The following is an 18586-nucleotide window of genomic DNA, read 5'->3' as shown; positions in this document are numbered from 1 at the left end:
CACCTCACCTCACCTCACCTGCGGCGGCGGCGACGCGATGGACCGCGTCGTCAACGGTCTGTCGAAGGTGGCCCCGAAGGCCTAAATGCCCGGCGGTACGCGGTGGGGGAGACCCCGACGCTGCGGGCGAAGTGCCGGCGCAGGTTCGCCGCCGAGCCGAGCCCGCACTGCTCGCCGATCCGCTCGACGGGCAGGTCACTGCGTTCCAGGAGCGTCTGGGCGCGGGCGATCCGCTGCTGCAGCAGCCACTGCAGCGGGGTCGTCCCGCAGAACTCCTGGAGCTTGCGGTGGAAGGTGCGGGGTGACATCCGCGCCCGGCGTGCCAGTTCCTCGACGGTCAGCGGCTCGTCCAGCCGCTCGGTGGCCCACTGGAGCACCGGGCCCAGGCTGTCGTCGTCGGTGGGTGGCAGCGGCGCCTCGATGAACTGGGCCTGACCGCCGGCGCGGTGGGCCGGCACGACGAGCCGCCGGGCGAGCTGACCGGCGACGTCGGCGCCGAGGTCCCGGCGGACCAGGTGCAGACACAGGTCCAGCGCCGCCGTCGCCCCGGCGCTGGTGAGCACGGAGCCCTCGTCGGTGTAGAGCACGGAGTCGTCGACGACGACTTCCGGGTGGCGGGCGGCGAGCTGGGCGGTGTGCTGCCAGTGCGCGGTGGCTCGCCGGCCGTTGAGCAGGCCGGCGGCGGCGAGCGCGAACGCGCCGGTGCAGAGCGACACCATCCGGGCCCCGGAGTCGGCGGCGGCACGCAACGCCTCGACGAGTTCGGCGGACACCTCCTCCCCGTCCTCCACGACCGCGTCGGGGACGGAGGGCACGATCACGGTGTCCGCGCCGACCAGGCCGTCGAGTTCGTGGTCAGCGCGTACCGAGAAGACCCCTGCCTCGCCGCTCTCTCCGCACATCCGCAGCTCGTACCAGGGGTCGGCGAGATCGGGCTGCGGAATGCCGAAGACGGCAGAGGCGAGGGAGATTTCGTACAGCTCCCACAGCGAGGTGCCGACCCGGGGATCCGGTACGACGGCGATGGCGACGACTCCTGGACGCATACCGCAACCCTATGGCAGGAATGGTGCGGGCAACGTCAGTCCTGCCACTGTCGGCCGGTTTCCGCCGCTGAGAGCGTGAAGCCATGAACGACCACGTGAACGACAAGCCCTCCGTCACCGTCCTCGGCCTCGGCCAGATGGGCGCGGCCCTCGCCGGCGCCCTGCTCGCGGCCGGCCACCCCACCACCGTCTGGAACCGCACCCCCGCCAGGGCCGAACCGCTCGCCGCCCGCGGGGCGGTGCACGCCGCCTCCGTCGCCGAGGCCGTGGAAGCGAGCGAGCTGGTCCTGGTGTGTGTCCTGGACTATGCCGCCGTGCGCGAGCTGCTCGCCCCGGTCGCCGGCCGGCTGCGCGGCCGCGTGCTGGTCAACCTCACGACGGGTTCGCCGGAACAGGCCCGCGCGGAGGCGGAGTGGGCCGCGGAGCACGGCGTCGGCTACCTGGACGGCGGGATCATGACGACACCGCCCGGCGTCGGGGACCCGGCCAACATGGTCCTCTACAGCGGGGACCCGGAGCTGCTCGCCGCGCACCACGACACCCTGGCCGTGCTCGGCGACCCGGTCGGCCTCGGCGCGGACCCGGGGCTGGCCTCCCTCTACGACGCGGGACTGCTCGGCCTGATGTGGTCGGTGTTCGGCGGCTGGCTGCACGCGACGGCGCTGGCCGGTGCGGACGGGGTGGCGGCCCGCGACTTCACGGCGGTCGCGAACCGCTGGCTGAGGACGGTCGCGTGGTTCATGACCGGGTACGCGGAGCAGATCGACGCGGGCGTCTACCCCGGGGACGACGCCACCATCGACGTCCAGATCGCGGCGATCGGCCATCTCCTGCACGCCAGCGCGGACCGGGGCGTCGACACCCGCCTGCCCGAGCTGCACCTGGAGCTGATGCGGGCCGCCGCGGCGGCGGGCCACGGCGGGGACAGCTACGCCCGGATCATCGAGGAGTTCCGGAAGAAGTAGAACGAAGGGACGAAGGGCCGTCGCTCCCCGAGGGGTGACCGCCCTTCGCCGTGAAAGGGCGGGATCAGAGGATCCGGACGGCGCCGGAGGGCTGGGCTCGGACCACAAAGCGCTCGGTGACGCCGGTGGACGGGTCTGCACCGATGACCTTGCCACCGCCGACGTAGATGCCACGCGGCACGAGCCGCTGCGGCTGCCCCAGAGCCGAGCAACTCGGTGATCACCTCCATCGCCCGGGCCGGGGAGACGGTCGTCCTCACCGACGCCGAATGCGCCTTCCCGTGCCGGCACAGCCGCTCCGAGGAGCACCCCGATCGGTACGTGCGAGCTGGAGGATGCCGGCGGGCTGTCCGCTCCGATCAAGTGCCCGGAGACCACCCGCGCCCTCGGCGTCGCAGCCGTCTCGCGGGCCGGCAAGGGCATGGTCCTAGACCCGAAGGGCCATGACACCTGGTCGGTTCGCGGATTTCCTGGGGGCATAGCTGCTCCGACACGGCACCATTCCCGCCCCGGACGGCCAGCTGTCCTTCACCGGGCGACAGGGAGCGGGTGGGATCGTCCTGAAGTTGGCGCTCGCCTTCCATCACGCTGTCCTCGGCGAGCAGGACAAGGCCCGCGTCGTCATCGACCGGATTCGCGAACTGGTCCGAACCGGCGACTATGCCCACCACGCCGACATCCCCCACTTCCTGGCCGGGCAGCCGCTCGCTGGCGTGCAGATCGTCGGTCATACCCCCCGAGCGTTCCCGGACCCGACCCGGTGACGCCCGGTCCGGCCGGTCAGCCGAAGGCCGTCGGCTGGGCGAGGTCGACCTCGCCGACTGCTACCAGGCCCCGGCGCAGCTGTTCCGTCTCGGCGGGGCGCTCGGCCTCGGCCAGCGCTGCAGCGGCCTGGAGCAGGGCCCCGGCGTGCCGACGGACGTCGGCGTCGTACGAGGGGCCGGGGCGGGCGGGCGAGCAAGTGTGCGGCTGGAAGCAGGGCGTCGGGTGCTACACCTCCTGGGTGAGACACCCGCGGTTCGCGCGCGACGAGCCGTCTCGGGCAGCGGATGATGGCTTGAATCCCGGGACGAGCAGGCGAGGTCACGCGGCTGGGACAGGTTAGGTGAACGCATGGGACGCCACATGGGCAGGGCTACCTACAAGGGCACATCGACGAAAGCCATCCTTCACCACTACGACTATCTGGGGGACTTCTACCGGCTGTTCCTGGGACCGGAGCTGGTCTACTCGCACGCCATGTGGGAGGACGGGGACACCCTGGAGACGGCCCAGATGCGCAAGCTCGACCACCACGTACAAGCGGCGGGAGCGGTCGGGGCCGAGCGGCTGCTGGACGTCGGGTGCGGGTACGGGGCCCTGTTGCACCGGGCCGTGCAGCGGCACGGGGTCCGGCACGCGGTGGGCCTCACCATAAGCCCGGCCCAGGCGGCCTGGGCCGCGAAACAGCAGTGGCCGGGCTGCGAGGTACGTACGGAGAACTGGTTCGACCACCGCCCGGACGGGCCCTACGACGCGATCATCGCCATCGAGGCCGTGGAGCACTTTGCCGGGGAGACGCTGTGGCGGGCCCGCCGGGTGTCCCGCTACCGGGAGTTCTTCCGGCGCTGCCACGGCTGGCTGCGCCCGGCCGGTCGGCTGTCCGTACAGGCCAATGCCTGGACCCGGTACGGGTGGCTGGGCTCGATGATGCTGCCGGCGGAACGGTTCGCGCCCGGCGGGGCGGGCCCACACCGGCTCGGGCTGCGGGACCTGGCCGGGGCGTGGGCCAACGCGCGCGACGGGCTGCGGGCCTCCCGGACCGTCTTCCCGGAGTGCTTCGTACCGACCCGGTCCGAGCTCACCGAAGCGGCGCAGGGGTTGTTCCGGGTGATCGCCGAGCGCGACGATCCGCAGGACGGGGTGCGGACGACGGAGAGCTGGCTGGCCGGGGCGGAGGCGAACCGGGAGCGCGGCGCGGAACTGATCGGGCGGCGCGCGGTCGAGGACATCCTCAACCAGCAGCGAACCACCCTGCGGTTCCTGCGGGAGGGGCGGGCCACGATCCTACGATTGGTGTTCGAGAAGGTGTAGGAGCCCTGAGGCAGCACCCCCAGCGGCATGAAACGGCCGCCCGCTCCCCCAGCCCTCCACCGCACGCTGGCTCGACACCGCCGACGCCGTACGCAATCGCTGGCACGCCCTCGCCACCACGCGCCGGCACCACCTGACCACCGGCCCGTCGTAAACCTATCCGGCAACAGGTACGGCAGACTCCCCACTGCCGTGACGCCCCCGCCCGTGACTCGCTGACCTGCACCCACACGACTGCGGCCCACGAACAAGTGGTGCCCGCGCAACGCGCGAGGGAGAACGTGATGAGTCTCGTCTGGCTGGCCTCGCTTGGTGTGCTCGCCGTCGTGGTGGCTGTGCTCACGCCGTACGTGTTCCGCACCGAATCGACGTGGCAGGCCGCCGCCTGGCTGGTCATGCTGGTCGGCACGGTCGCCTTCATCGCCGTGCTCGTCCGCGCTGAGCGGCTGATCGGCCGCTTGGGCCGGCAGGCGGACAGCGACGCCTCCGAGGACTGATCCACGCGCCGCAGTCATTTGCCCCTCGCCGGTTCAACTACCCGAAGGTCGGCCGGAGGCGCGGCCGGGGCTCGGGCTGATCTCCCCGCTGCCGATCGGCACGGTGCTGTCCGGCCGGGCTAGGCCGTTTCCTTCAGATCATCCGATCGTTGGTTGATGTGTGACGTTGACTGACTCCCACTGGGCCCGCATCGAGCCGTTGCTGCCGGATCGGACTCCGAAACGGGGCGGGCGGTGGCGGGAGCACCGGCAGGTGATCGATGCGATCGCGTTCAAGTACCGTACCGGGACACCGTGGATGGACCTGCCCGAGCACTTCGGCTCCTGGAAGGGCGTCCACAACCGACTGCGGAAGTGGGCGGCCGACGGCACTTGGGAGAAGGTCTTCACCGCCCTGCTTGCCCAGGCCGACGCCGAAGGCGACCTCGACTGGGTCGTCGCGGTCGACTCCACCATCGTGCGCGCACACCAGCACGCCGCCGGGGCCCGTCAAAAGGGGCCCCGGCCGGCGAGCCGGCAGACCATGCCCTCGGTCGACCCCGCGGTGGTTGACCACGAAGATCCACCTCGTCGCGGACGGCGGTTGCCGACCGCTGGCGTTCGTCATCACGCCGGGCCAGGCAGGTGACGCACCCGCCTTCGAGCAGGTCATGGCCCGGTTACGGGTGCCCAGACGGATCGGCCGCCCCAGGGTCACGCCGGACGTGGTCCTGGCCGACAAGGCGTATTCGTCCCGGGCGATCCGTCTCCGTCTTCGACAGCGGAGGATCCGGGCGGTGATCCCGCAGCCGGCGGACCAGGCCGCGAACCGCAAGCGGCGCGGTCGGCTCGGCGGCCGTCCCCCGGCCTTCGACCGTGAGACCTACAAGCAGCGCAACACCGTCGAGCGGTGCATCAACAAGCTCAAGCAATGGCGCGGCCTGGCCACCCGCTACGACAAGACCGCCACCATCTACCTGGCGGGACTGCACCTCGCCGCCATCTTCATCTGGTCGGCTAGGTGATCCGAAGGAAACGGCCTAGTAGTGCTTCGTTAGGTTCTCGGTCTGGTTCCGCGTCTGGTGAGGGGGCGGCCGCAGGTGGTGCAGGTGCCGGTCCAGCACCTCAGAAGGTCCTGGAGAGCGTCGAGGACCTGGTAGAGGGTCAGGCCGGCATCTGGGCTTTTGGGTCGAGCCGTCGCAGGGTGAGGAATGCCTGGGCGGCGGTGACGAGGGTGACGTGGTGGTGCCAGCCGCGCCAGGTGCGGCCCTCGAAGTGGTCCAGGCTCAGGCCGTGCTTGAGTTCGCGGTAGTCGTGCTCGATGCGCCAGCGCATCTTCGTCCACCGCACCAGGTCGGCGACCGGGGTGGTGGCGGGCAGGTTGGTCATCCAGTAGCCGGCCGGCTCAGCCGCTTCAGCGGGCTGTTCGACCAGCAGCGTCCGCAGCGGCAGCACACCGTTCCACCGGCTGCGTCCTCCAGCCTGTTCCTGGGCGGTGCGGGTGGCTTCCTTGCCCGAGGGCCGCACTTTGAGCACGGCGAAGTGCGAGGTCATCGCTCCCTTGCTGCCCTGGCGCCAGGTGACCGGCTCGAAGCGGGTGCCGGCGTCGACGAGCGCGGTCAGCGGCATCACACCAACGACTGACCTGGCCATCAGCCACCGCAAGCACCGTTGCAGTACTAGCGCGTGCTCCGGCCGATCCGTCGCAGCCTCCGTCAGAGCGAGGCATCCGCTGCCCTCAGCGGTTGATCACCCGCAGAATTCCGCACTTGCCGAATACTGACCCTCTACCAGTTGGACGGCGGCGTGGAGGCGGCGGAGTACCGGGTGTGGGTCCGCGCGCCGGACCATGTGCGGCCGGTCAACGGCGTCGACTACGACCAAGTCGCCATCGAGCGGCTGGAGCCGTCGCCGAAGTCGGCGGTCCGCGAGGTGCTCGGGGAGCGCCGGCCTGCGGGGTGGGTGTTGGCGAAGGTGCGTGAGGGGCGAGTCCGGCCCGGGGTGTGCTGCACGCGCCGGACTGCGAAGGGGCTCCGCAGGGCGCTCCGCTGCTCGATGTGGAGCACGCGTTGAACGTCGCGGAGAACCCGGGGACGCGGCTGTGCACGCTGTGCGAGTGTGCTCAGGAGCTGACGCCGATGCTGAGCGGGTTCGACCACATCACCGGCTCCTGACCTGCCGTGGTCGGGTCTGTGGTCGGGGCGACCGGTGCCGTGGTCGGGCTCATGGTCGGGCCTGTGGTCAGGGTGTGTCGCCGGAGTAGTAGAAGCGGCAGCTCACACCCGGGCCGGGCGTGCGGGGTTCGCCGGGGTGCGGGTCGTACAGGGCGCGGCCGCTGGGCCACCGCGACAGCTCGGTGGACAGGGCGACACCGTCGTCGACTTCCTCGGTCCGCCACCCGTGGATGTCCAGCAGCAGGCCGTCCAGCGGTCCGCCGACCAGTTCGGCGTAGGTCCGGTGTGGGAGGGGGCCGGGGTTGGGTTCGTCGTGTTCCGCGCCGTAGACCCGGCCGTTCAGCAGCTGCTCATCACCGTTCATCCGACCAAGCGTTGCACCCGCCAGCGACAACGCGGGCTTGCCCAGCACCGTCTTGAGCTTGCCCGCGTGGCCGGTCGCCGTGGCTTACCGGGGTCAGGTGCGGAAGCGGGAGAGCCAGCCGCCGGCCTTCTGCGCGGCGGCCTGTTCCTCTGCCTCCTGACGCAGGCGCTCCTGCTCCTGGCGCTCGCGTTCGTCGGCTTCGGCCTGCGCTTGTGCTGCGACGGCCCGGTCCTGGCAGCCCTCGCACAGGTGCGGGTGCGACTGGCGCGTGCTCCAGTCCCGGGTGTAGTCGATCGCCTCCCACCTGGCGTCGGTGAACTTCTGCCCGCAGCCCGCGCAGGCTGGCCGCCGCGCCTCCCGCTGCGCGGCTTCCCGCTCCTCGCGGCGTCGCTGGTCTTCCCTGGCGGCCTGGCGGCGGCGGGCGAGGTAGGCGTCCCGGCGGGCGTTGCCGATCGCGTCCAGCAGCGGCTGGCGGTGGTCGCGGCCGAAGCGCCAGAAAGCGGGCCCGGCCGGGCCGTGCTCGCCCAGCTCCTCCAACGTGGTCGCCACGATCGGGATGCAGCGGTCGTAGGAGTGGTAGCCGCCCTCGGGGTGCCACCGCCCCTGCCAGTGGTGGCGGGTGAGATCAGCGACCCTGGCCATCTGCCTCTTGGCAGAGCGCCGGCCAGCCTGGTGGAAGACGAGCAGGACCGGCGGGTGCACCCGCTCGTACTCATCACAGGCGGGTGCGGACCAGCGGGTGCGCCACAGCGGCTTCTCGATGCCGTCGGTGTCCTTCTCCTGCCGCTGGAAGAACCGCGCGTACTTGTCGAACTTCCTCGCGATCAGGACGGCTTCCTAGCAGCGGCACCCCGGCCTCCGGAGCGGTCAGGACGACGTCAGCGCGAGCGCTGCCGATCGCGGGGTTCTTCCAGGTGCCCTTCACCGGGAGCGCGACCTCGGTGGCATAGGAGGCGGGGGTGCCGATTCCGTCGGGCGCGGCGACGGCGGCCCGCGCGGCCGCGACCGCTTCAGTCGGCTCCCCCACGACCCGGGCCAGGTTCGGCTTCGGGCGGATCAGCGCGATGACCGTCTCGTTCACCGTCATCGGGTGCGAGGCGCCGGAGCGACCCGCGCTCTTGGGCATGCCGCCCATCTCCTCTATCTCGCGGTCCAGGTCGATCGCGGCGGCAGCCGGGCCGTCCTTCGTGAGCAGCCGGGTCTCCTCACCGCCCCGCGTGCGGCAGCCGTCGAGGGCCAGGCCGTGCGCCGCAGGTCGTTCACCGCGGCGCGGTGGGAGGCGGTCCGGGCTTCCTTCTGCTTGGCCGCCGTCGGCTTGGTGGTGTGCCGGTAGGTCAGGTGCGGCAAGGAAAGCCGCTGGATCTGGGCGGCGGTGGCGACCTTGAGCACGCCGAGGACGCGCAGCACATCCGCGCGCAGGTCGTTGCTCGATCCCGCCTCGTTCTCCTTGCGCTTGCCCGCCATCAGGCTCGCCCTCCCGCCGGCTGAGCAGCGCTGTACGCCTCCGGGACCCGCTCGTCGGCCCGCACCGTCCCCAGTCGACTCCTGTGGGCATGCCGATGTGCCCGTACGCGGCCGACAGGTCAGCGATCTTGTCTTCCAGCTCGGTGAGTCCCTGATTTGCCCCACTCGTGCGCAACCCCGTGAGGTGCGCTGGGTGAGGGGTGAACACTGGGGCAACTGCCGGTTCAGCTGCGTGGGGCCCCTCGTCGCGGGCTCATACCCGTGTACTTACCGTTTGCCGTAGCGCCACAGTCCGTGGCGATGGGAAGGGCCCGCCCGTCGAGTTCTTGGCGGTTCGCGGCGGGCGGGCCCAGGGTTCTGGATTCGGGAGGTCCCGGTGGACCCTGACAGCCATTGTTGTGCTGCTCGTGGGCGGTATTGCAACCTACGCCGCCTATAAGGATGAGAAAGAGGGTGCCGCGCTCCTCGTGGGAGTCGCCGTCATCGGCTTGCTGTACCTGCTCCTGGGGCCGGTGCCGGGTTCCACGGTGCTGGATCAGCAGACGTCTCCGGGCCCTACCGTGCGGGCTTCCCCGGCTCCGGCTTCGACCGGTATTGCGGCGCCATGACCGGTGAGCGGGCACTCATCGTCGAACGTGAGACCCATGGCTGCGGGTGTGCACGAGCTCGCAGAGCCCGTGCACACCGGGCCCCCGACCATCACCCACTGGGAGTTCGCCAGCAACGAGGACCCCGAGCGGACGCTCTCCCGGACTGCTTCCTCCGCAGTGATTCTGGATGAAGGATCGCTTCCCCGGCGCCGACCGGTGGAACTCCCTGCACGAACGCCTGGTCGAGGCCTGGCGGGCCCAGACGACCCTGCTCCCGCCCGGCAACACGGACACCTGACCCGGTGATCGGCTCCGCCCCGGGTGGCCACGTCCCCTATGACCACCCCACCGGCTCCCACGAGCACCCCGCTCGCGGAAGCCGGTGCAGCTCCCTCGGACGAGTTCCGATTCCTCGCACGCCGCAGGTTGGGGGGTTACATCCGCCGGTGAGACGTCCTGCCGAGAATCGAGAGCTTGGTCAGCGAGCCGGCGCTCATGCGCGCCGCTCAGGTTCCGTTTCCCGTTGGGAGCAACCAGGTGGGTGATTGCGTTCGCTCTATGCCGCGTGGTGGCCCCTGGTTTGGCTGGGTAAGCCCAGATGTGCGTTCCCGCTCCCCCGGCAACCTAGGGAGGCCTACGTGTCTGAGGAGAATGAGCGTCGGAATTCTGACGATGAGAGCCTTCGTCATTCCTATTTCGTGGACCGCGACCGTCTGCATGCCGACCTCCAAGGCGTGTCCGCGGAGCTGGACCGAATTCCGGGCATCGACGGGGGTCTTCTTGCGGAACTCCAGGAAAGCCTCAGCGATGCGAGGGAAGGCCTGCTCAGGGTGCTGGAGATGATCCCTGACGCCCCGTCTGAACGTCGGGAGCACCTGGCTGCTCAGGCCGCCAGCGCCATCAGCATGATGGAAGCGGACATTGCAGCGGTCGTGCTCGCGGTCGAAGACGGAGAAGGCGACAGCGGCGAGGATTCTGGCGAGCAGGCTGGGGGAGGAGCTGCCCGTAGGTTTCTCCGGTTCATCAGACCGAAGTTCGTGGCAGGCTCCCGACGCTTGTTCAACATGCTGTCTAAGTACCTGACCCTGAAGGAGTGGTCTCTCCAGGGAGAGATCAACGGCGGGATTCCGCTGCTCGCTGTGGGCAAAGCGTCTCTGATGCTGGCTTTCGGCCCCTAAGTGGTGGTCCTCGGCCTGGTGCCCGCCTCCACGAGTGCCGACAGCATGGGGAAAGCGGGAGAGCACCGTGCAGGCAGGCCTTGCACAACCACTGAAAGATCAGCATGGGCCATTACGGCCGGATGCCACCTACTGAGGAGCGAAGTCCGCCCATAGCGTCGATGGCTGCACCGCCCGTCCCCGGGGCGCCACTTTGCACGGGAGGACGCCTTGAACCGGAAAGGCCCGTTACGGCGTCGCTGGCTGTCACGGCAGGAGCCATCCTGACCGCCGCAGGTTCTCAGACCGCCCACGCTGCCGGCGACCCCGCGCCGGGACCGATCGAGCAGACGGTGCACGCCTCGGCGGACAGCACGGCACAACCGGCCGACACCGTCACACGTTCCGCGCAGAGAAGCCGAACTACAGCCGTATTTCGCACGCCAGGTTGCCACTCAGTGCAGTCGAGTGCTGCTAATGCGTAATCAAAGACTTGATCGCTTGACTGGAAAATACTGTCCGACATGTCGCCGACGGCATGTTCTGGCCGGTGGCGACCCGGCGTCTGCCTCGGGCACGTCTTCCTGGGAAGCGAGAATGGCCGCTGTGTGCTTGCCGTAATCCCCTGGCCATCGAGTGGACCGGCGGCGGCATTTACCGTGTCCGCCCACCGGGCAGTTGCGTTGCCGTCGCGGTGGCATGCTCTGGCTCCCCTTCCCGCGCGACCGTCCAGCGCAACTCAGCGGCTGGACTTCACCTACGTGGGCTGCGGTGCGCCGATGAAAGTCCTGGTGTGCGGCCGTGACCGTATCGCACGTGACCAGATCACCAATCACCGCAACGCAGTTCTTCTCGGCGTGGCTGCCCCTTAGTGGTCTTCCCGCGAGATGGGTCCCAGGCGGTCACCGCGGCAGGCGGCTGCCGCTCCGCTTCGGGCAGGGCACGGACGTGACCTGTCCGCTTCCGAGAATCGTGGCCGGGGCCGCGCAAGTGTGCGCCCGCGTCCCGCCCGCCAGGTCGCATTGATCGAAGCCGCCTTGTGTGGCCCGCGGTTCTCAAAACCAATGACAATCAGGGAGGAATACAGTTTTTCTCGCAAATAGGTGTGAATCCCCTCTGGGCAGTCACTCGGGTGAAGCGCCCCATGAGAGCCATGGGGCCGGCTCGCTGAGGAGAGTGCTGATGAGTGAGTCCGTACCTGACGGGGGCGGCAAGCTGCAGCAGGCCGGGCAGGCAGTCAAGACCGAGACGTCGGCGACGGCCGATCAGGCCAGACAGGCCGCGGGCCAGGTGGCATCCACGGCCGTCCAGCAGGCGAAGGAGGTCGTGGACGAGGCGCGGCAGCAGGCCGGCTCAGTCGTCCAGGAACTGCGCAGCCGTGCCATGGACGAAGCCGAAGGACAGACCCGGCGGGCCGCGGGAGTGTTGCGGCAGTGGGCACAGGACCTGACCGAGCTCGCGGAGAACGCTCCGGGTGACTCGCCCGCCCGCAGCGTGGCGACCCAGATGGCCGACCGCGGACACCGGGCGGCCGACTACGTGGACAAGCAAGGAGTCGAAGGCATCGTCGGCGACCTTCAGAGCTTCGCCCGTCGGCGCCCCGGGTTGTTCCTGGGCGGGGCGTTGCTGGCCGGACTGGCCGTGGGGCGTCTGGGGAAGGTGGCGGGCAAGGCCGCGCAGTCCGGCGACGGCGGGCAGGAGCAGTCCGCGGGAGCGGTGCAGCCGCAGTACTCGGTCGAGCCTGACATGCCGACGCCACCGCCGGGTGCCGGTCAGTGGACACCGCCGCAGCCGTTGTCACCACCGGCCGCGCCGTACACACCGCCGCCCGTGCCGCCCGCAAGTCCGGCTGCCGGGGAGATGCCGACGCCTCCGCATCCTGGGGTCTGAGATGTCCTCGGTCCAATCCAACCGGGGCGACTCCTACGGTGGGAACGATTCCGTGGGTGCGCTGCTGTCTCAGGTGACCTCGGACGTCCAGACCCTCTTCCGTCAGGAGGTCGAGCTGGCGAAGACCGAGGTCAGGCAGGAAGCGACCAAGGCCGGTAAGGCGGCCGGCATGTACGGCGGGGCCGGGTTCGCCGGCTACATGACCCTGCTGTTTCTGTCCCTGGCCGCCGTCCTGGGCCTGGCCAACGTGATGGACGGCGGCTGGGCCGCGCTGATCGTCACCGCCGTATGGGCCGTGGTGGCAGCCGTGCTCTATGCGCGGGGCCGTGCCCGGATGCGCACCGTGTCCCCCACGCCCGAGAAGACCGTCGAAACGATGAAGGAGAACGCGCAATGGGCACGTCACCCGACCAGATGAGAGCGGACATCGACGCCACCCGCGACCGCCTGTCCACCGATGTCAACCGGCTCGTCCACCGGGCCAGCCCTCGTCAGATGGTCCGTCGCCGCACGGACCGGGTGCGCGGTAAGGTCACAGGCCTGCGGGAGTGGGTCATGGGCTCCGCCTCAGATACCGCACACAGCCTCGCCGGCACCGCGCGGTCAGCGGCCGGTTCCCTGCAGGAAAGCGCCGGACAGGCCACCGGCACCGCCCGCGACACGGCCCAGCAGGCCGGTGAAGCGGTCAGGCAGGCGCCCGAACAGGCCATCCGACAGACACAAGGGCATCCGCTGGCAGCCGGCCTGATCGCCTTCGGTGCCGGGGTGCTGGCCTCCTCCCTGCTGCCAGCCTCGCAGAGCGAACAGCAGGCCGCCTCCGGCCTTATGGAACAGGGGCGAGAAGCCCTGGAACCCGTGAAACAGGCCGCACTCGAGTCCGCGCAGAACCTGAAGGAAGGCGCCCAGGAGGCAGCACAGAGCGCGGCCGAGGAAGTGAAGGACACCGCAGGCCAGGCCGCCCGCGCCACACAGAACGAAGCCCGCGATCAGGCCGGCACGGTCGCCGGCCAGGCCCGCGACTCCGCTGAGCACATCACCGACCAGAGCCGGCAACAGTGAGTACTCATGTCCCCGGCCCATGCGACTACAGCTCCACCAGCCGCTTCTGTTCATGAAGAGGTCAGCTGCAGGCCCACCCGTGCGGTGAGCACGGTGACGCCCACCGTGGGCCAGGCGACGTAGTCCCCGACATGGCCGGAGTACAGGCGGCGCAGGCGCCCAGCGCTGGCGCGCCCGGACGCAGCGGGACGTGGATGCAGCAGGGCAAGGGCCACACCGGAGCTGTCCAGTCGGTGTCGGAGGGCCATACGGTGCGGTCGGTTCAGGCGAGCGAACTCCAGTTGTGGCGTCCGATGGACCTACAGGGGGAACACGTAGCGCATGCGCACAGCCGGGCGGGAGCGGTCCGCAGCCCGCTGGGATCGACTGGAACGCGGATGAGGTCCTGGACGACGTCCGCGACTACGTGGTGGAACATCGGATGAGGCTGGCGGTGGCGGCCGGGGGGCTCAAAAGAGGGCGGTCATCCGTATCGCCGCAGGTCATAGTGGTGATGGCTCGTTCAGGCGGCTTCTGCGGAGGGCTGCGTCTTCTTCGTCCAGTTGGTGTTTGGCCCTGCCAGTGCGCCGGCCGGTAATACCGGCGCCCGCGCGCGGCAGAGGTCCAGTGCCAGCACTGCGCCGTGCACGTCACCGAGCAGCACCCGGACTGGTCCGGCGTGTGGACGAAGCCGGCGGATACGGCCGCCCGATCAGCGCCGTGGCCGGCTCCGGCTGCTCCGACGACCTGTCGTACGACCTGGTCGACTGCGTCTACCCACATGCCTCGTCGGCGCCGACGAGGGTCCGGCCGCCGCCATCAAGGCCACCAAGGAGATCGGCTACTTCTTCCAGCGGCTGACCCTGACGCTGGCGTTCGCGGGCGGCACGAGCTGGGAGAAGACCCGTCGCCTGCCCGAGCTCGGCCTCGGCGTGGCCGGCTTCGAAGGCAGCGACGGCGGCAGCGCTGTCGCCGTGGGACCAGCGGATGTCGCCGAGGACTCGGTGGTAGCGGCCCTTCCAGCCCGAATTGGGGGATGGCGGGCAGGGCGGCGGGGAAGTGGCCCGGCGAGGCGGGCCAGGTTGTCCTGGGGCCGGTGCTCAGCAGTCACCCCAGATGTTGGAGCTGCCCCGGTGGGCGTGGACCGAGTCCGCTGGGGAGGACGTGCCGACCTTGATGACCTTGACGGAGCCCGTGTAGTACTGGCTCTGCCAGACGCAGGCGTACAGGCCCGAGGTGCCGTTGTTGTACCAGGACGCGTCATGGTTGTTGATCGCCCAGGACGCCCAGCCGGAGTTGTTGCCGGAGAACGCTAGGTGGTCTGGTCCCACACGCAGAGGTAGCCGCGCGGGCAGTCCGCGGTACCCGCGGGTGCAGCGGAGGCGCTGGCGGCGGGGACCGGGCGGAACAGAGCCTGGGCACTCCGGTGCCGCGGTCGGATGCTGCGCCGGACCGTCAGGCGGGAAGGCGACCCGTTGGCTAGCAGCTCAGTTGCTGGTGAGCATGCCTTCGCGCAGGCGTGCCAGAAGGCGGGAGATGAGGCGGGAGACGTGCATTTGCGAGACCCCGAGGCGTTCGCCGATCTCCTTCTGGGTGAGTTCCTCGACGAACCGCCAGTGGATGATCTGCCGGTCGCGTTCGTCGAGCTCGGCGATCATCGGGGCCAGGGCGTGGAAGTCCTCGACCAGGCCGAGGGCGGTGTCGTCGGTGCCGATGAAGTCCGCCAGCGCCGACTCGCCGTCCTCGCTGCCGTTGATGGCCGCATCCAGGGAGGCCGACTTGTAGCCGTTCGATGCCAGCCGCGCCTCGATGACCTCGTCCTCCGGCAGGCTCATCAGCTCGGACAGTTCCTTCGTCGTGGGGGTGCGGCCCAGACGGCTGCGCAGTTCCTCGGTAGCGCGGGCTAGTTGGACGCGGGCCTCCTGCAGGCGCCGGGGCACGTGCACGGCCCAGGAGGTGTCGCGGAAGAACCGTTTCATCTCACCGACGATGTACGGCACGGCGAAGGAGGTGAACTCCACCTCGCGCGACAGCTCGAACCGGTCGATCGCCTTGATCAGGCCGATCATGCCGACCTGGACGATGTCCTCCATCTCCTCCGGACTCCGGCTGCGGAACCGGCCGGCCGCGAAGCGGACCAGGGACATGTTCATCTCGATCAGCGTGTTGCGCGCGTAACTGTACTCGGGCGTGCCCTCCTCCAGCTGTGCGAGCTGGTCGAAGAACAGCCTGGACAACTCCCGCGCGTCCCGGGGCGCCACCTTCTGTGGTTCGGCTATCTCCGGCACCACAGTGACGCGCTCAGCGGCCTGCACGGTCGTCGTCATGGTCTTCCCTCCCGGTCCGTATCGCCCCTGCCCGCCCTGTGGCTCTTGGGGCGACGCCAGCCCGCCTACCCCGACATCCGCACCGTATGCCCTCCCTGATTCACCGGGTGCCGGAAGCGCCTTCGCTGGGGTGGTGGACGGACCGTCGCCGGCCCGGTCCGCGTCCCTTCGGGGCGTCCTGCGGGGCCGCGCTAGGCTGACGTCCCGGAAAGCCTTCCTGCGGCCCGTGCTGGCCGGGGGCCGGCAGGCGGCTGACGGATGGTGAAGGAGACCGAGCGTGGATGCCCCGCATGCGGTGGGCGGAGCCGGCCCGGCGACGCCCGGGAGGGCCGGGTTGGAGGTGAGCCCGTTGCCCGGTCGTTCCGGGATCCGCGCCCGCGGCGAGATCAGTGCGCTCACCCGCCCGTCCTGGGAACAGGCCCTGTCCGACCTGGCCCGCCGGCACGCGGGCGTCTCCTATGTGGAGCTGTCGGATGTGGCCTTCGTCGATGTGGCCGGGGTGACCGCGCTGGCGGTCACCGCCATGAGTCTGTCCGACGGACGGGTCGTGGTCGAACATCCGCCTCCTCAGCTGCCTCGGGTGCTGGAGATGTTCTGGCCGGGGCTGAGCCGGATCGAGGTGGCGCCGTGATGAGCACGCTGACCGCCCGGGAGGCGTTCGTGCACCCCGCCCTCTTCTACCGCACCGAGGAGGAGTACACGCGGCAGACGGTCGCCTTCCTGAAGGAGGGCCTGGCCAAGGGCGAGCCGATGGCCGTCGCGGTGCCCGGCCCCAATCTGGAGCTGATCCGGGGCGGGCTGGGCGCGGACGCCGAGGGCATCGTGTTCCTGGACATGACCGAGGCCGGCCGCAACCCGGGAAGGATCATCCCGAAGGTGCTGCGCGGCTTCGCCGACGCCCACCCACAGGTGCGGGTGCGGATCATCGGTGAGCCGATCTGGGCCGGGCGCAGTGCGGTGGAGTACCCGGCGTGTGCGCAGCACGAGGCCCTGATCAACGTCGCGTTCGAGGGCAGGGCGGTGACGATCCTGTGCCCGTACGACGAGACGCGGCTGGATCCGCAGGTGATAGCCGATGCGCGGATCACCCACCCGACCGTGATCGACGGCCAGGGCCGTGAGGAGACCAGCGACGTCTACGACTGGGAAGCCGTCGTCTCCCGCTACAACCAGGTGCTGCCGCCCGCCGCTGCGGACGCCTCGGTCTTCTCCTACGGATCTGAGGATCTTCCGGGGGTCCGCCGGTTCGCCGTCACCCACGCCGCGCGCCTGGGGCTGGCCGGTGAGCGGCTGCTGGATGCGGAACTCGCGGTCGCGGAGCTGACGACCAACAGCGTGGTGCACGGCGGTGGCCGGGGCGTGCTGACGGTCTGGGCCGAGCACGGACAGGTCGTGATCGAGGTCCGCGACGCGGGTCGGCTGACCGACCCCCTGGCCGGCCGCCGCCCGCCCGAGCGCGGACAGATCGGCGGACGCGGGCTGATGCTGGTCCACTACGTGTCCGACCTGGTGCGCGTGCACACCGGCGACGACGGCACGAGCGTGCGCGTGTACCTCAGTGTGTGAAGATCGTGTCGGCGGCCATCATGTGGCCGCCGACCCCGCTTCTTCCGGCAAACAGCAACGGTTTAGGCTGCGACCGGTGCCGACCGCCCGGGCCGGCCGGCAAGGAGTGTGGGAGCGATGCCGCAGCCCAACCATGCGGCCCGGTGGGGAAACGACCCCCGGCAGGCTGCGCCCGGCGCGGCGGAGGAAGCCGCCCGGATGGACGCGGTCCGCCGCTACGACATCCTGGACACCCCGCCAAACGGGGCGTACGACCGCGTCGCGGCGATGGCCGCCCGCCTGTTCAAGGTCCCGGTGGCGACCGTGACGATCGTGGACGAGGACCGGATTTGGTTCAAGGCCACCCACGGCCTGGACGGCGTCAGCGAGATCAGCCGGGAGCCGGGCCTGTGCGGCTCGGCGGTCCTGGCCGATGACACCCTGGTCATCCGCGACACCCTCGCTGATCCCGTCGCCTGCCGCAACGGCCTGGTCACCGGTCCGATGGGCGTCAGGTTCTACGCCGCGGCACCGATCGTCACCCACGACGGGCACCGGCTGGGCACCGTCAACATCCTCGATGTCAAGCCGCGCTCGGTCACCGAGGATGACACCCGGACACTCGCCGACCTCGCCGCAATCGTCCTGGACGAACTGGAACTGCGGCTCGCGGCACTGAACTCCTTGCGTGCCGAGCAGGAACGGCGCAGGGAACAGGAAGAGGCACGGGCCCGCGCCGAAGCGGACAAGGCATCGGTCGAGGCGTTCGCCGCCACCCTTCAGCGCACCCTGCTACCCCCCGCCCTGCCGGCCATCTCCGGAATGGAACTGTCCTGCCACTACGCCACCGCTTCTCCCCGGCATGTCGGCGGCGACTTCTACGACGTCTTCCCCCTGGACGGCGGCCGGTGGGCGTTCTTCCTCGGCGACGTGTGCGGCAAGGGCCCCGAAGCCGCCGCCGTGACCTCCTTGACCCGCTACACCCTGCGCGCCGCCGCCCTGATCGACCCGGACCCCGACACCGTCCTGCACGCGCTCAACTCCGCGCTGCTGCTCGACCCCGCGGTCGGCACCCGATACTGCACCGCCATCTTCGGCATCCTCACCCCCGCCACCCAAGGGTGCTTCACCGTCACCGTCGCCACCGGCGGCCACCCCCCGCTCTACCACGTACGCAACCACGCCGCCCGCCGGCTCGCCGACCCGGTCCACCCCAAAGGCGGCATGCTCATCGGCGCCCTCCCCGAGGCACGCTTCGCCTGCCACACCTTCACCCTCGCCCCCGGCGAGGCCCTGCTGCTCTACACCGACGGCCTGACCGAAGCCCGCGCCCAGGACGGCACCATGATCGGCGAAGACGGCCTGGCCCGCTTCCTGACCGGCCGCACCCGCCCGGCCAGCGCCACCGCCCTCATCGAGGACACCGTCGAACTCATCGATACCCTGCCCCAGGGCGCCGACGACGACGTCGCCCTGC

At 70.3% G+C, this 18586-nt stretch carries 18 protein-coding genes and 4 pseudogenes; 14 read left to right on the top strand and 8 right to left on the bottom strand.

Annotated elements, in window-relative coordinates; genetic code table 11:
- Positions 1-50: 50 nt before the first annotated feature.
- Positions 51-1046 (bottom strand): helix-turn-helix domain-containing protein, encoded by a 996-nt coding sequence (locus CCN44_RS16040; RefSeq protein ID WP_086698018.1) that lies wholly within the window; start codon positions 1044-1046, stop codon positions 51-53.
- A gap of 83 nt (positions 1047-1129) precedes the next feature.
- Between CCN44_RS16040 and CCN44_RS16035 the strand changes: the two genes are divergently transcribed.
- The 6 genes and pseudogenes from CCN44_RS16035 (at position 1130) to CCN44_RS16015 (ending at position 5585) form a co-directional block, all read left to right on the top strand.
- Positions 1130-2011 (top strand): NAD(P)-dependent oxidoreductase, encoded by an 882-nt coding sequence (locus CCN44_RS16035; protein WP_086698017.1) that lies wholly within the window; start codon positions 1130-1132, stop codon positions 2009-2011.
- 216 nt (positions 2012-2227) lie between these two features.
- Positions 2228-2480, top strand: a pseudogene (locus CCN44_RS46235) (UDP-N-acetylmuramate dehydrogenase); the annotation flags it as partial.
- Between the two features lie 97 nt (positions 2481-2577).
- Positions 2578-2775: a hypothetical protein gene (locus CCN44_RS44430; RefSeq protein WP_158103107.1), complete on the top strand. Its 198-nt coding sequence runs from the start codon at positions 2578-2580 to the stop codon at positions 2773-2775.
- A 349-nt stretch (positions 2776-3124) separates the two neighbouring features.
- Positions 3125-4084: an SAM-dependent methyltransferase gene (locus tag CCN44_RS16025; protein WP_086698016.1), complete on the top strand. Its 960-nt coding sequence runs from the start codon at positions 3125-3127 to the stop codon at positions 4082-4084.
- A 284-nt stretch (positions 4085-4368) separates the two neighbouring features.
- Positions 4369-4581 (top strand): hypothetical protein, encoded by a 213-nt coding sequence (locus tag CCN44_RS16020; RefSeq protein WP_086698015.1) that lies wholly within the window; start codon positions 4369-4371, stop codon positions 4579-4581.
- 160 nt (positions 4582-4741) lie between these two features.
- Positions 4742-5585: pseudogene (locus tag CCN44_RS16015) on the top strand (IS5 family transposase).
- Positions 5586-5724: 139 nt separating this feature from the next.
- On the opposite strand, the pseudogene CCN44_RS16010 reads toward CCN44_RS16015, so the two are convergent.
- Positions 5725-6153 (bottom strand): annotated as a pseudogene (locus tag CCN44_RS16010) (transposase); the annotation flags it as partial.
- A gap of 204 nt (positions 6154-6357) precedes the next feature.
- Between CCN44_RS16010 and CCN44_RS16005 the strand changes: the two are divergent.
- Positions 6358-6734 (top strand): annotated as a pseudogene (locus tag CCN44_RS16005) (DUF6233 domain-containing protein); the annotation flags it as partial.
- A 67-nt stretch (positions 6735-6801) separates the two neighbouring features.
- Here the strand turns inward: CCN44_RS16005 and CCN44_RS16000 are convergent.
- The 4 genes from CCN44_RS16000 to CCN44_RS46220 all read right to left on the bottom strand — a co-directional run bounded on the left by CCN44_RS16000 (position 6802) and on the right by CCN44_RS46220 (position 8562).
- Positions 6802-7098: a hypothetical protein gene (locus CCN44_RS16000; RefSeq protein ID WP_086698014.1), complete on the bottom strand. Its 297-nt coding sequence runs from the start codon at positions 7096-7098 to the stop codon at positions 6802-6804.
- 93 nt (positions 7099-7191) lie between these two features.
- Complete coding sequence (locus CCN44_RS46230) at positions 7192-7740, bottom strand: hypothetical protein (RefSeq protein ID WP_237481983.1); 549 nt, start codon at positions 7738-7740, stop codon at positions 7192-7194.
- A gap of 73 nt (positions 7741-7813) precedes the next feature.
- Positions 7814-8224: a hypothetical protein gene (locus tag CCN44_RS46225; RefSeq protein ID WP_237481981.1), complete on the bottom strand. Its 411-nt coding sequence runs from the start codon at positions 8222-8224 to the stop codon at positions 7814-7816.
- 14 nt (positions 8225-8238) lie between these two features.
- Entirely contained in the window at positions 8239-8562 is a 324-nt protein-coding gene (locus CCN44_RS46220) for a hypothetical protein (RefSeq protein WP_223284120.1), read from the bottom strand.
- A 1228-nt stretch (positions 8563-9790) separates the two neighbouring features.
- On the opposite strand from CCN44_RS46220, the gene CCN44_RS15975 reads away from it, so the two are divergent.
- From CCN44_RS15975 to CCN44_RS15960, 4 genes are all read left to right on the top strand, one after another.
- Complete coding sequence (locus tag CCN44_RS15975) at positions 9791-10330, top strand: hypothetical protein (protein ID WP_143649781.1); 540 nt, start codon at positions 9791-9793, stop codon at positions 10328-10330.
- A 1161-nt stretch (positions 10331-11491) separates the two neighbouring features.
- Positions 11492-12199, top strand: a complete 708-nt coding sequence (locus tag CCN44_RS15970; RefSeq protein ID WP_208639781.1) for a hypothetical protein — start codon at positions 11492-11494, stop codon at positions 12197-12199.
- 52 nt (positions 12200-12251) lie between these two features.
- On the top strand, positions 12252-12617 hold the full coding sequence (locus CCN44_RS15965) for a phage holin family protein (RefSeq protein ID WP_223284121.1): 366 nt from the start codon (positions 12252-12254) through the stop codon (positions 12615-12617).
- Positions 12593-13258, top strand: a complete 666-nt coding sequence (locus CCN44_RS15960; protein WP_086698010.1) for a DUF3618 domain-containing protein — start codon at positions 12593-12595, stop codon at positions 13256-13258. The genes CCN44_RS15965 and CCN44_RS15960 overlap by 25 nt, the downstream gene beginning before the upstream one ends.
- Before the next feature lie 1079 nt (positions 13259-14337).
- Here CCN44_RS15960 and CCN44_RS15955 read toward each other — a convergent pair.
- Positions 14338-14568 (bottom strand): peptidase inhibitor family I36 protein, encoded by a 231-nt coding sequence (locus tag CCN44_RS15955; RefSeq protein ID WP_158103106.1) that lies wholly within the window; start codon positions 14566-14568, stop codon positions 14338-14340.
- 156 nt (positions 14569-14724) lie between these two features.
- Positions 14725-15564, bottom strand: coding sequence for an RNA polymerase sigma factor SigF (locus tag CCN44_RS15950; RefSeq protein ID WP_086698008.1), 840 nt, complete (start codon positions 15562-15564; stop codon positions 14725-14727).
- A 277-nt stretch (positions 15565-15841) separates the two neighbouring features.
- On the opposite strand from CCN44_RS15950, the gene CCN44_RS15945 reads away from it, so the two are divergent.
- The 3 genes from CCN44_RS15945 to CCN44_RS15935 all read left to right on the top strand — a co-directional run.
- Positions 15842-16195: an STAS domain-containing protein gene (locus tag CCN44_RS15945; RefSeq protein ID WP_167403987.1), complete on the top strand. Its 354-nt coding sequence runs from the start codon at positions 15842-15844 to the stop codon at positions 16193-16195.
- Positions 16195-17130, top strand: a complete 936-nt coding sequence (locus CCN44_RS15940; RefSeq protein WP_086698007.1) for an anti-sigma factor RsbA family regulatory protein — start codon at positions 16195-16197, stop codon at positions 17128-17130. Before CCN44_RS15945 ends, CCN44_RS15940 begins: the two co-directional genes overlap by 1 nt.
- Before the next feature lie 117 nt (positions 17131-17247).
- A partial coding sequence (locus CCN44_RS15935) for a PP2C family protein-serine/threonine phosphatase (protein ID WP_244203927.1) occupies positions 17248-18586 on the top strand: 1339 nt, incomplete at its 3' end.

Source organism: Streptomyces tricolor, from assembly GCF_002155905.1.
Classification (GTDB): Bacteria; Actinomycetota; Actinomycetes; order Streptomycetales; family Streptomycetaceae; genus Streptomyces; species Streptomyces tricolor.
The sequence above is the reverse complement of the archived record's forward strand: the minus strand, read 5'-3'. Positions and strand labels throughout refer to the sequence as shown.

What these genes read in the sequence shown, in the direction of transcription:
- CCN44_RS16040 (WP_086698018.1), bottom strand. Translation starts at nt 1,046, where the DNA reads ATGCGTCCAGGAGTCGTCGCCATCGCCGTCGTACCGGATCCCCGGGTC.
- CCN44_RS16035 (WP_086698017.1), top strand. Translation starts at nt 1,130, where the DNA reads ATGAACGACCACGTGAACGACAAGCCCTCCGTCACCGTCCTCGGCCTC.
- CCN44_RS16025 (WP_086698016.1), top strand. Translation starts at nt 3,125, where the DNA reads ATGGGACGCCACATGGGCAGGGCTACCTACAAGGGCACATCGACGAAA.
- CCN44_RS16020 (WP_086698015.1), top strand. Translation starts at nt 4,369, where the DNA reads ATGAGTCTCGTCTGGCTGGCCTCGCTTGGTGTGCTCGCCGTCGTGGTG.
- CCN44_RS16000 (WP_086698014.1), bottom strand. Translation starts at nt 7,098, where the DNA reads ATGAACGGTGATGAGCAGCTGCTGAACGGCCGGGTCTACGGCGCGGAA.
- CCN44_RS46230 (WP_237481983.1), bottom strand. Translation starts at nt 7,740, where the DNA reads ATGGCCAGGGTCGCTGATCTCACCCGCCACCACTGGCAGGGGCGGTGG.
- CCN44_RS46225 (WP_237481981.1), bottom strand. Translation starts at nt 8,224, where the DNA reads ATGCCCAAGAGCGCGGGTCGCTCCGGCGCCTCGCACCCGATGACGGTG.
- CCN44_RS46220 (WP_223284120.1), bottom strand. Translation starts at nt 8,562, where the DNA reads ATGGCGGGCAAGCGCAAGGAGAACGAGGCGGGATCGAGCAACGACCTG.
- CCN44_RS15970 (WP_208639781.1), top strand. Translation starts at nt 11,492, where the DNA reads ATGAGTGAGTCCGTACCTGACGGGGGCGGCAAGCTGCAGCAGGCCGGG.
- CCN44_RS15960 (WP_086698010.1), top strand. Translation starts at nt 12,593, where the DNA reads ATGGGCACGTCACCCGACCAGATGAGAGCGGACATCGACGCCACCCGC.
- CCN44_RS15950 (WP_086698008.1), bottom strand. Translation starts at nt 15,564, where the DNA reads ATGACGACGACCGTGCAGGCCGCTGAGCGCGTCACTGTGGTGCCGGAG.
- CCN44_RS15940 (WP_086698007.1), top strand. Translation starts at nt 16,195, where the DNA reads ATGAGCACGCTGACCGCCCGGGAGGCGTTCGTGCACCCCGCCCTCTTC.